This window comes from Streptomyces inhibens, assembly GCF_003389455.1.
Taxonomy (GTDB): domain Bacteria; phylum Actinomycetota; class Actinomycetes; order Streptomycetales; family Streptomycetaceae; genus Streptomyces; species Streptomyces inhibens.
On the sequence record NZ_QUAC01000414.1, the window covers coordinates 1 to 11,645 of the forward strand.

Annotated in this window: 9 protein-coding genes and 1 pseudogene; 3 read left to right on the plus strand and 7 right to left on the minus strand. The window is 71.5% G+C overall.

The window, feature by feature from the left end; genetic code table 11:
- Positions 1 to 104: 104 nt before the first annotated feature.
- The 5 genes from DY245_RS36425 to DY245_RS36445 all read right to left on the minus strand — a co-directional run bounded on the left by DY245_RS36425 (position 105) and on the right by DY245_RS36445 (position 6,974).
- Positions 105 to 3,161 (minus strand): NPCBM/NEW2 domain-containing protein, encoded by a 3,057-nt coding sequence (locus tag DY245_RS36425; protein ID WP_128511377.1) that lies wholly within the window; start codon positions 3,159 to 3,161, stop codon positions 105 to 107.
- Positions 3,162 to 3,306: 145 nt separating this feature from the next.
- Positions 3,307 to 4,536: a cysteine--1-D-myo-inosityl 2-amino-2-deoxy-alpha-D-glucopyranoside ligase gene (gene mshC / locus DY245_RS36430; protein ID WP_128511378.1), complete on the minus strand. Its 1,230-nt coding sequence runs from the start codon at positions 4,534 to 4,536 to the stop codon at positions 3,307 to 3,309.
- Positions 4,537 to 4,676: 140 nt separating this feature from the next.
- The gene (locus DY245_RS36435; protein ID WP_128511379.1) at positions 4,677 to 5,603 is read right to left on the minus strand and encodes an SCO1664 family protein; all 927 of its coding nucleotides are present in this window, start codon (positions 5,601 to 5,603) and stop codon (positions 4,677 to 4,679) included.
- Positions 5,567 to 6,157, minus strand: coding sequence for a DUF3090 domain-containing protein (locus tag DY245_RS36440; RefSeq protein ID WP_128511380.1), 591 nt, complete (start codon positions 6,155 to 6,157; stop codon positions 5,567 to 5,569). Before DY245_RS36440 ends, DY245_RS36435 begins: the two co-directional genes overlap by 37 nt.
- A 118-nt stretch (positions 6,158 to 6,275) precedes the next feature.
- A complete protein-coding gene (locus tag DY245_RS36445) occupies positions 6,276 to 6,974 on the minus strand; it encodes a histidine phosphatase family protein (protein WP_128511381.1) in 699 nt (232 codons plus the stop codon).
- A 59-nt stretch (positions 6,975 to 7,033) separates the two neighbouring features.
- Here DY245_RS36445 and corA point away from each other — a divergent pair, with 59 nt between their 5' ends.
- Positions 7,034 to 8,029: a magnesium/cobalt transporter CorA gene (gene corA, locus DY245_RS36450; RefSeq protein WP_128511382.1), complete on the plus strand. Its 996-nt coding sequence runs from the start codon at positions 7,034 to 7,036 to the stop codon at positions 8,027 to 8,029.
- 35 nt (positions 8,030 to 8,064) lie between these two features.
- Here the strand turns inward: corA and DY245_RS36455 are convergent, their stop codons facing one another.
- Complete coding sequence (locus DY245_RS36455; RefSeq protein WP_128511383.1) at positions 8,065 to 8,853, minus strand: ferritin-like domain-containing protein; 789 nt, start codon at positions 8,851 to 8,853, stop codon at positions 8,065 to 8,067.
- Positions 8,854 to 9,102: 249 nt separating this feature from the next.
- A complete protein-coding gene (locus DY245_RS36460) occupies positions 9,103 to 10,158 on the minus strand; it encodes an LLM class F420-dependent oxidoreductase (protein WP_128511384.1) in 1,056 nt (351 codons plus the stop codon).
- A gap of 127 nt (positions 10,159 to 10,285) precedes the next feature.
- On the opposite strand from DY245_RS36460, the gene DY245_RS36465 reads away from it, so the two are divergent.
- A complete protein-coding gene (locus DY245_RS36465; RefSeq protein WP_128511385.1) occupies positions 10,286 to 11,269 on the plus strand; it encodes an aldo/keto reductase in 984 nt (327 codons plus the stop codon).
- A pseudogene (locus DY245_RS36470) lies at positions 11,266 to 11,645 on the plus strand (hypothetical protein); the annotation flags it as partial. The gene DY245_RS36465 and the pseudogene DY245_RS36470, both read left to right, overlap by 4 nt.

Here is an 11,645-nt window from a genome sequence, read left to right on the forward strand (position 1 = left end):
CACAAGCTGAGACCGCGGCCCGTCCGCGGCACGGCGAAGGGCGCCGAACCGGCCATCGAGCCGGTTCGGCGCCCCGTGCGTTTCCCCTCAGGTCCGCAGTGGCTTCACCCCGAGCAGTGGAAGCGCGCCCCCGCCCAGTCGCCGTGGTCGCCGGACTTCTTGCCGTCCGTATCGGTCACCTTCAGCCGTACGTTCCGGGCGCCGCCCAGCGGCACATCCACCGCCACCGGCGCCGACTTCCCGGTCAGCTGGGGCGAGGTCCACAGCACCTTGCCGTCGGCCTCCACGGAGAAGGCCACCGCCCCGTAGTCGGCGATCTCGTCGTCGATCCCGGCGTCCGCGGTGAAGGACGTACAGCGTCCGCCGGCGAAGAACTCGATGTCCGAGTTGGCGTGCGCCCCGATGCCCTTGGCGTACGTCTTCCCGCCGAGGGTCAGCGGATGGCCGTCCGCCGCCCCCGGCTCCCCGTTGCTGCGGTCCCGTTCGGCCGGGCCGTAGCCATTGACGGCGCTCAGCCACTCCATCTCGCTCGCCCAGGTGTCGGCGGTGGGCGCCGGTGGCACGGCCCGCACCTCGAAGCGGTGCACCGCGGTACGCAGCGCCCCCGCCGACCGGTAGCGGACGGTCGCGGTGACGGTGACCGGGTCCGCGCTCTTGGCGTCCTTGGGCGCGGTGAGCGTCAGCGCGTCGCGCCAGGTGGCGCCCGCCGCGATCCGCCCATGGTGCACCGGTGCGGAGACGGCCCAGCCCTGGGGCGCGGCCAGCGACACCGACACCTCATGGGCATCGCGGGTGCCCGCCGTGACGGCCGTCCGTACGGTCGTCGGCGCGCCCTTGGTCACCTCCTGACCGCCCGGCGTGCCGACCGCGACCACCGCGCCCGGTGTCCGCCCGCCGACCGCGCCGGCGCCCTTCAGCGTCAGACCGAAGGCGCGGTCGGTGGCGCGGTCGGCGGTCTTGATCTGCACCACGCCCGCGCGGTCCGCCGGGTCGTAGAACCAGCCCTCGTCCGCCGACTTGAACGCGCTCGCGGACGGCAGCCGCTTCAGCGGCCGGCCCGCCAGCTCGACAGCGCGCGGTGCGTCGCCGGTGTGCACGGTGAAGAGGTACGGCCGCCTCGTCTGCTTGCCCTGGTACGAGCCCCGGGAGGCCCCGACGTCGATGCGTACGTCGCCGCCCCCGGAGCGCGGCGCCGCCACCTGTACCCGCTGGGTGGCGCTGCCGCCGTCCCGGTGCGCACGCGTGACACCGTCGTCCTCGTAGAGCGTGAAGGAGGAACGGCCCTGCGGATAGATGTCCCAGGCGAGCGGTGAGCCGGCCGTGCGGTCCTGGTACGACCTGATGCCCGGCCACATGGGCACGGCGGCACCGGCCTTGACGAACAGCGGCAGGGTGTCCAGCGGCGCGCTGTAGCCGTCGATCGTCGTCGGCCCCTGGTAGGTGCGCCCGGACCAGTAGTCGACCCAGGTGCCCTTGGGCAGATAGATGCCGTCGCGGGTGTCACTGTCCTTGTAGACGGGCGCGAGGAGGAAGTCCTGGCCGCTGAGGAACTCGTACTTGGCCGCGTCGGTGCCGGCCTTGGGGTCGTCGGGATATTCGAGCGACAGCGGACGCACCGGGCCGACGCCGGTCCGGGTCGCCTCGGCCGCATAGGAGTACATGTACGGCAGCAGCGACTCCTTCAGCTTCAGATATTTCCGGCTGATGGAGGTATAGGGCTCGCCGTAGCGGTAGGGCTGTTTGTCGCTGTCCGCCCAGCCGTCCATCGTCATCATCGCCGGAAGGAAGGATTTCCACTGCAGATCGCGGACATAGGTCTTCGGGCTGCCGCCGAAAATTCCGTCCACATCGCCGGTCGTATAGGCGAGTCCGGACATCGTCGCGCCGGCATACGTCGGAATCTGCCAGCGGATGTAGTCCCAGGTGCCGCTCTGGTCGCCGGACCACTGGACGCCGCAGCGCTGCGCCCCCGACCAGCTCTCCGGGGCCCAGGTGAAGCCCCGCGCGTCGCTGTTGTCCTCGATTCCCTTGTAGGCGTCCTTGCAGCCGTCCAGGGCGAATTTGTAGCCGTCGCCGACCCAGGCGACATCGAGTTTGGCGATCCGCTGGCCCGCCTTGACCTGATCGGCGAGTTTGTCGATACCGTCCTCGGTCCACAGTCCGAGCTTCATCTTCCGCTCGCCGAGACCCTGTGAGGTCTGTGCGAGGTTTTCATAGCCGCAGCCGTAGCCGTCGTTGACCAGCATCCAGCCGTTGGGCATATCGTTCTGCGTATATCCGTCGGCGATCTTCAAGGCGTCCAGGGTGTGCCGCTCGCCCCGGTTCGCATTGTGCAGATAGCAGTCCGAGTCGCCGATCTCCAGCCCGTACAGCGGTGGCAGGAAAGGCTTTCCGGTCAGCGAGGTGTACTGGCCGATCACGTCCTTGGCGCTCGGCCCGGCGAAGTAATAGGCGTCGAAACGCCGTTCCTTGGCGCTGGTGGTCACCGGGTCGTCGAAGGCATAGGTGTTGGGCGCGTATGTATTGCGGAAGACGCCGTACCCCGCGGAGGACAGGTAGAACGGGACCGAGTTGGGATGTCCGCCGTCGTTCCAGTTGTAGTCGACGCCCACCTCGACGGTACGGCCGCGGTGCGAGGTGTTGCCGCGCCCGTTCTGCATCCCGGCCCCGTAGAACTGCTCCTCGGCGCCGCGTGCGAGGGTCTGGGTGGTGGTCTTGTCGTCCCAGCTCAGCCCCTTCGCCTCGGACCACACCAGCGAACCGTCGGCCCGCCGCAGCTCCAGGCGGAGCGGCGCCTTGAAGGCCTTCAGGGTGACCTGGGAGGTGCTGAGTTCGTAGGCGTCGCCGGCGTCACGCCAGTGGGTGGCCGGCGGTGCGCCCTGGGGCAGCACGATGTCCTTGCCGGTGGGGTCGGAGAAGGTGCCGTCCGGGGCGAGTTCGACGCGGAAGGTACGGTCCGTCACAAAGCTGACGCGGGCTTCGGCCTTGCCGGCGTGCAGATGGTAGACGGGCCCGTCCGCGGCGAAGCCGGTGATGTCGCCGACGGTCTGTGCGGGCGCGGGACCGTCGGCCCGTACGCTGCCCACCGGGCCCGCGACGGCCGTCGCGAGTCCGAGCAGCGCGGCAACGACCGCCGCCCGCAGTCCTGTTGGTTTCCTCATGCCCGCAGCTCTAGCCCGCCGGAACGGTCCGCCACCATGGACTCTTGAACCGGACTGCTGGATTTCTGCGTGCCCGTCCATGACAAGAGGGGCGCCCCCGCCGGTCGGCGGAAGCGCCCCTGAGGACGGATTCTGCGGGTGTGCGTTACAGGGCCACGCCGAGGAGCGCGTCGAGCGCGCGAGAGACGAGGCCGGGTGCGCCCTCGTCCGTGCCGCCGTCGGCCGTCTGCGCGGCGGCCCACCGGTCCACGGCCGCAAGGGCGGCCGGCGAGTCCAGGTCGTCGGCGAGCGCCGTACGGATCTCCGCCAGGAGGGCGTCGGCGGACGGGCCGTCGGGGCGGGAGACCGCGTCACGCCAGCGCGCCAGCCGCTCCTCTGCCTCCTCCAGCACCGCGTCGGTCCACTCCCAGTCGGCGCGGTAGTGGTGCGCGAGCAGCGCCAGCCGGATCGCCGCCGGGTCGGTGCCCTCGCGCCGCACCGTGGAGACGAAGACGAGATTGCCCTTGGACTTGGACATCTTCTCGCCGTTCAGGGCCACCATGCCGGCGTGCACATACGCCTTGGCGAACGGGTACTCGCCGGTGAGCGCCTGGGCGTGCGAGGCGCCCATCTCGTGGTGCGGGAAGGCGAGGTCGGAGCCGCCGCCCTGGACGTCGAAGCCCATGCCGAGGTGGTCCAGCGCGATGGCGACACACTCGATGTGCCAGCCGGGCCGGCCGCGGCCCAGCGAGCCGCCGTCCCAGCTCGGTTCGCCGTCACGGGCGGCCATCCACAGCATCGGGTCGAGCGGGTTCTTCTTGCCCTCCCGCTCCGGGTCGCCGCCGCGCTCGGCGGACAGCAGCCGCATCGCCTCGGCGTCCAGCCCGGAGACCTCGCCGAAGTGCGGGTCGGAGGCGACGGAGAAGTAGATGTCACCGTCCAGCTCGTAGGCGGCGCCGGCGTCACGCAGCCGCTCCACAAGCGGGACGATGCCCGGTATCGCCTCGACCGCGCCTATGTAGTGGCGGGGCGGCAGCATCCGCAGGGCCGTCATGTCCTCGCGGAAGAGGGCGGTCTCGCGCTCGGCGAGCGCCGTCCAGTCGTCACCGGTCTTGTTGGCCCGCTCCAGCAGCGGATCGTCGACGTCGGTGACGTTCTGCACGTAGTGAACCTGGCGCTTCGTGTCGAGCCACACGCGCTGAACCAGGTCGAACGCGTTGTAGGTCGCCGCGTGCCCCATGTGGGTGGCGTCGTACGGCGTGATGCCGCAGACATAGATACGGGCGACGGGACCGGGGTCGAGGGTTACCCGTCCGCCGGTCGCGGTGTCGTGGATCCTCAGGTCGCGGCCCTGGCCAGGCAGGGCGGGGACCTCAGAAGCGGGCCATGCATGCATGCCTTGAGCGTAACCGGACGGATGTTCCGCATACGAACCGGACCAGGGTCTTGGCCGGAAAGGCGGTCTTGTGTTCGACGGCCGGACGTGCAAGTGGCATACACGACGGGGCCGGCGCCGGCGCGCGGCGGCGCGCCGGATCAGACGGGCGGCCAGGGGATGGCCGGCCACTCGCCGCTCGGCTCGGGGTGCCGGCCGCTGCGCAGCAGCCCGGCCACCCGCGCCCGCAGCGCCTCGATCTCGGTATCCGTGATCAGTTCGGCCAGTCGGGCGGCGAGCGGCTCCCCGTCCGCGAGCGCCGCGTGCAGGCCCCGCAGGACCTCCAGCGCCTCCTCGGTCAGCGGCTCCCCCGCCCACCCCCACAGGAGCGTGCGCAGCTTGTCCTCGGCGTTGAACGTCACACCGTGGTCGATGGCGAAGAACTGTCCGTCGGCGCCGGGCAGCAGATGGCCGCCCTTGCGGTCCCCGTTGTTGATCACCGCGTCGAGCACCGCGAGCCGCCGCAGCCGCGGATGGTCGGCGTGCACCAGCAGCGCGGTGCGGCCCTCGCCGATCTGCGCGAGGCCGACCGCCTTCCACCCGGGCCCCGGCTCCTCGTCCTCCACCAGCGCCAGCAGCGCGGGCACCTCGTCGCTGCTCTCCGGCGGATCGATCCACTCCTGGACCATGCCGGTGCCGTACGGGCCGTCCCGCAGCACCGTCGGCGGGATCAGGTCCCAGCCGCAGGCACGGGAGATCTCGTACGCGGCGACCTCGCGCTGGGCGAGCGTGCCGTCGGGGAAGTCCCACAGCGGGCGCTCGCCCGCGACCGGCTTGTAGACACACGAGGCGCTGCGGCCGTCCTGCTCGACCGTGCAGTAGAGCACGGCGTTGGACGCCTCCTGGATGCGGCCGCGTACGGTCAGCTCGCCTTCGCCGAGAAAGGCGTCCGACAGCCCCCGGGCGGGCTCCGGAGCGGCCGGCGCCGCCTCCTGCGGATCCGCGGGGCCGGGCAGCCGCCCGGCCGGTTCGACGGCGGGCTCCACGGCGCTCAGGCGTCCCGTCGGTATCCGTTCTGGCGCGGGCATACGTGTCCCTCCGGGTCGAGCGGCAGGCTGCACAGCGGGCACGGCGGGCGGCCGGCGTTGACGACTTCCAGCGCCCGCTTGGCGAACGCCCTGGCCATGGTTCCGGTGAGGCGCACCCGCAGCATCGGCGGGCCGTTCTCGTCGTCCTGGAGCAGGCGCTCCTCGGCGTCGGCGAGGGCCTCTTCGCTGTCGGCGTCCAGCTCGACCAGGGCCTGCGCCTCGACGATCATCCGCTCGTCCTCGCCGTCCCAGGCCAGCGCCATGGTGCCGACCCGGAACTCCTCCTCGACGGGAGTCTCCAGCGGGGCGGTGTCGGCCAGCTCGGCAGGGGAGACGGCGGGTACCGGGGCATTGCCGCCGCTGCGCCGTACCACCTCGTCCAAAAGCTCGTCGATCCGCTCGGCGAGGGCCGCGACCTGGGTCTTCTCCAGGGCGACGCTGGTGGTGCGGCCGGCCGCGGTGGCCTGGAGGTAGAAGCTACGGCGGCCAGGCAGCCCGACCGTACCGGCCACGAAGCGGTCCGGCGCGTCGTAGAAGAACACCTGACGGGACAACGTCCTGCTCCGATTGCTCGACTGCGGGGTCACGGCGGTCGCTGCACGTCCTGCGGACACTGCGCGGATCGCAGGCGTGGCGGGCAGCGCCGTCGCACCACCCTACTGCGCCGACTGATCACGCTGCTCCCGCACCACCGCCGACGGCCGCGTCCCGCTCGGCGGCCGCGCCGCCGCCGTCCTCCCGGGGCGCGAGCGATCCGAAGTCGCCGGTGTCCCCGAGGCGAACGACGTAGGGACGCAGCCGGGTGTAGCGGATCACGGTGACGGAGCAGGGCTCGACGGAGATCCGCTGGAAGAGGTCGAGGTGCATGCCCAGCGCGTCGGCGACCAGCGATTTGATGATGTCGCCGTGCGAGCACATGGCGTAGGTCGCCTCGGGGCCGTGCGCCTGCTCGATCCGGGCGTTCCAGTCGCGTACCGCGTCCACCGCGCGGGCCTGCATCGCGCGCATCGACTCGCCACCGGGGAAGGCGGCCGCGGAGGGGTGGTGCTGGACGACCTCCATCAGCGGCTCGTCGCTCAGCTCGGCGAGTTTGCGGCCCGACCAGTCGCCGTAGTCGCATTCGCTGATCCGGTCCTCGACGTGCAGCGTGAGCCACGGCCGGGCGTCCAGCAGCGGGGCCACGGTCTCGCGGCAGCGCTGCAGCGGGCTGGAGACGACGGCGGTCAGCGGCACCTGTGCCAGGCGGGCGGGGAGTGCGGCGGACTGGGCGGCGCCGCGCTCGTCGAGGGCGACACCGGGCGCCCGCCCGGCGAGCACGCCGGCGGTGTTTGCGGTGGAGCGGCCGTGCCGCACCAGGATCAGCGTGGGCATGACCGCCACCCTACGTTCCGCGTACGCCTTCCTGGCAGGCTGCCGGGCAACGAGCGAGAATGCCAGGTGTGATCGTGGACTGCGCCATCTACCGGGAGGGCCGCCGCACCGACTGCGCGGCCGACTTCTCCGGTGCCCTGGAGGCGGCGCGGGCCGAGGGGCACTCCTTCCTGTGGCTGGGGATGTACGAGCCGACGGAGGAGGAGTTCGAGCTCGTCAGCTCCGAATTCGCGCTGCACCCGCTCGCCGTCGAGGACGCGCTCAACGCCCATCAGCGCCCCAAGCTGGAGGTCTACGACGACTCGCTGTTCATGGTGCTGAAGCCGATCACCTACGACGTCCAGGCGGACACCGTGACCGCTTCGGAGCTGATGGTCTTCGTCGGCGACTCGTTCGTCGTCACCGTCCGGCACGGGGAGGCCAGCCCGCTGGCGGCGGTGCGCCACCGGCTGGAGAAGCACCCGGAGATCCTGCGGCACGGCCCGGGAGCGGTGCTGTACGCGGTCAGTGACGCGGTGGTCGACCACTACATCGAGGTGGCCGCCGAACTCCAGGTGGATCTGGAGGAGTTGGAGACGGAGGTGTTCGCTCCGGTGCGCAGCCGGGACACCAGGAACACCGCCGCCGAGATCTACTCGTTCAAGCGGGAGGTGCTCGAATTCCGGCGGGCGACCGGCCCGTTGGCGGAGCCGATGACCCGGCTGCAGAACCCGGGGGTGCCGTTCGTGCACGATCACGCCCGGCCGTTCTTCCGCGACGTGGACGACCACCTCACCCGCGCCAACGAGTCGGTGGAGGGCCTGGACCGGCTGCTCTCGGACATTCTCGCCGCCCACCTGGCGCAGATGGGTGTGCGGCAGAACGACGATATGCGCAAGATCTCGGCCTGGGCGGCGCTGGCGGCCGTACCCACCCTGATCGCCGGGATCTACGGCATGAACTTCAACGACATGCCGGAGCTGAAGTGGCATCTGGGCTATCCGGTGATCCTGGTGACGATGGTCATCATCGAGGTGTCGCTCTACCGGCTGTTCAAGCGCCGCGGCTGGCTGTGAGGCCGGCGGGCGCGGTGCCGTAGGGGCCGGAGCGCTCAGGCGAACTCCGGCGCGGAGGTCGCCGGGCCGCCCAGCGGGTCCCGCTGCTCGGGCATCCGGAGGCTGACCATCCGCCGCCAGCCGGCCAGCCGCTCATAGCCATACATCGCCCGGATGCCGACGGCGAGCGCCGCGGATTTCCCCTTCGGCCACTTCAGGATGCGGCCCATGTGGTCCATCACGGCCAGGCTGACGTCCCGGTAGATGACGATCTCGGCGCGCGCACAGTCGTGCAGGATCCGCTGGATGGTCCGGCCGTGCCCGGCGTGGGCCAGCCGCAGCAGCTCCTCGTGGCAGTAAGCGAGGTGGTTCTCCTCGTCGTGGGAGATCATCCGGATCGCCTTGCCCACCTCGGGGTGGTCGCCGAAGCGCTTGTTGAGCATCGCCATCTGGTCGGCGGCGCGCTGCTCGGTGACCCGGCTGTGCGCGAGGTAGGTGATGACGTCGAGCTCGGTGAGCGGCTCGTCGCGGCGCAGCTTGTCGTGCGCCAGGCCGATGCCCCGGCGCTCCAGCAGCATGGTGTAGTCGGTCTCTTCGGGGACCTCGGCGGGTGTCAGACCGCGCTTGCGCAGCAGGGCCTGGAAGATCCGGCCGTGCTTGTCCTCGTCGGCGCCGTGCCGGGTGACCTTGGGCGCCAGGTAGCGCAGGGAGGAGGGCATCAGTGCGGCGATCCGGCCGTTCTCCCAGCCGCCCTGGGCCTCGCCGCTGGCGGCTATGGAGCAGAACAGACGGTAGGAGTCGTCGTTGTCGACGATCTCCTGGAACAGGCTCCGGGCCGAGAACATCTGCGCCACCTCCGAACGGACACACCCGTAAAGGAACAGTCAAATCGGGTGTTCCGCGGGCGGCAACCGGAGCGGCGGTCCGTTGGGCCGTTCGGACGAGGCGCGCCCCGTGGCGGGGCGTAACCCGCGTGCCCGTCGCCGCGTTGTGCAGCATGACGGCCGTGGCGGGGAAGATCCCCCGAGCCCCCACCACGGCCGCAGCGTTTCTCCGGCCCGGCGCCCGATGGCGCCGGGCCTTGTGCTGTGCCCTTACGCCAGACCGGCGCGCTCCAGGGCCTCGGTGCCGGCCCGCAGTGAGGCCAGCCGGTCCTCCAGGGTGAAGCCGGCCGGGGCCAGGGTCAGGGTGGTCACTCCGGCCGCCGCGTAGGCCTGCATCCGCTCGGCGATCCGCTCGACGGAGCCGAGCAGCGTGGTCTGGTCGATCAGCCGCTCGGGGATCGCGGCGGCGGCGCCGTCCTTGTCGCCGGACAGGTACTTGTCCTGGATCTCGGCGGCTTCCTTCTCGTAGCCCATGCGCCGGGCCAGCTGGTTGTAGAAGTTCTGCTTGCGGCTGCCCATGCCGCCGACGTACAGGGCGGTGTACGGGCGGAACATGTCGGCCAGCGCGCTGACGTCCTTGTCCGCGCCCACGGCCAGCGGCAGCGTCGGACAGACGTCGAAGCCGTCCAGCGTCCTGCCCGCCTTTTCGCGGCCGGCTCGGATGTGGGAGATCGCGGTCTCCTCCAGGTGGTCGGCGGAGGGGAAGATCAGCAGCGCGCCGTCGGCGATCTCGCCGGTCTGCTGGAGGTTCTTCGGGCCGATCGCGGCGATGTAGAGCGGGATGTGCTCACGCTGGGGATGGACGGTGAGCTTCAGCGGCTTGCCGGGGCCGCCCGGCAGCGGCAGCGTCCAGTGCTCGCCCTCGTAGGACAGCCGCTCACGGGACATGGCCTTGCGGACGATGTCCACGTACTCGCGGGTGCGCGCCAGCGGCTTGTCGAACTTCACGCCGTACCAGCCCTCGGAGACCTGCGGTCCCGAGACGCCCAGGCCCAGCCGGAAACGGCCGCCGGAGAGCGAGTCCAGGGTGGCCGCCGTCATCGCGGTCATCGCGGGGGTGCGCGCCGGGATCTGGAAGATCGCCGAACCGATGTCGATCCGCTCGGTCTGGGCGGCGACCCAGGAGAGCACCGAAGGAGCGTCGGAGCCGTAGGCCTCGGCGGCCCAGCAGACGGAGTAGCCGAGGCGATCGGCCTCCTGCGCCACCGCGAGATTGTCGGAGTCCATCCCGGCGCCCCAGTAGCCGAGGTTGATACCAAGCCTCATGCCGCTCCCCTTACCGATCAGTAACGTCGCTGTTGCGGGGACTGTAGCGCGCACCGCGGCCGGCCGTCATCGGCGGGTTGTCCACAGGTCCCCTGATCCGGGCCCATGGCCAGTAATCTCAAGGCCCATGGAGCAAAGGCACCTCGGCCGAACGGGCCTTCGCGTGTCCCGGCTGGGGCTCGGCACCCTGAACTGGGCGCGCGACACGGACGAGCAGGAAGCCGCCGACCAGCTCAAGACGTTCTGGGAGGCCGGCGGCACCCTCGTCGACACCGCCGACATCTATGCCGACGGCGGCGCCGAGTACCTCCTGGGCCAGCTGATGGAAGGGCTCGTTCCGCGCGACGATCTGGTGATCGCCACCAAGGCCGGCAGCGTCCTGGAGGCGGACCGCCGCGTCGACGGCTCCCGGCGCCATCTCCTCGCCGCGCTGGACGCCTCGCTGCAACGGCTGGGCACCGACTACGTCGACCTGTGGCAGCTGCATGCCTTCGATCCGCACACCCCGCTGGAGGAGACCCTCCAGGCCCTCGACGTCGCCGTCGCCAGCGGCCGGGCGCGCTATGTGGGGCTGTCGAACTTCTCCGGCTGGCAGCTCGCCAAGGCCGCCACCTGGCAGCTCGCGGCGCCCGGCGTCCGCAACCGGCTGGCGAGCACACAGATGGAGTACTCCCTGCTGCAGCGCGGCATCGAGCGCGAGGTGCTGCCCGCGGCGCTCGATCTTGGCATCGGCCTGCTGCCGTCGTCGCCGCTCGGCCGCGGGGTGCTGACCGCCAAGTACCGCCATGCCACGCCCGCCGACTCGCGCGGCGCCTCGGACCATCTGGCCGCGTTCGTCGCGCCCTATCTCGACGAGACGGCGAGCCGGGTCGTCGACGCGGTGACGACCGCCGCCGACGGACTGGCCGTCACCCCGCTCCAGGTAGCGCTCTCCTGGGTCCGCGACCGTCCCGGAGTGGCCGCCCCGGTCCTGGGCGCCCGCACAGCGCAGCAGCTCAGAGAGGCATTGTCAGTGGAGACCCTTAGTCTTCCTGACGAGATCCGCCGGGCGCTGGACGATGTTTCGGCTCCGGTGCACCACTATCCCGATCACGACTGGAGCACGCTGTGAGTACCGACCGCCTCGCCGGCGAAACCCCGCCCGAGCCGGAGGCCGCGCCCGGGACTGCGGATGCCCAGACGCCCGAGGACGCGGCCGCGCCGGAGGAAGCGGCGGTGGCACCGGGCGAGGACGCGAAGGAGAGCGACGGAGCGTCCGCGACGCCCGCCGCCGATGCCGGGACTCCGGCTTCCGGCGCGGCGCAGGAGACCGCGGCGTCCGGCTCGGCCAAGGCGAAAGCCGCGGCGCTGGCGGCGGCGGTCCGGGCCGTGGAGAGCGGCGAGCGCTCGGCCGCTTCGTTCTTCACCGAGGCCCCGCGCCCCGCCAGGCCGGCCGCGCCCGCCGCCGGCCCCCGGGCAACCGCTCCGGCCCCCGGCGGACCTGCCCC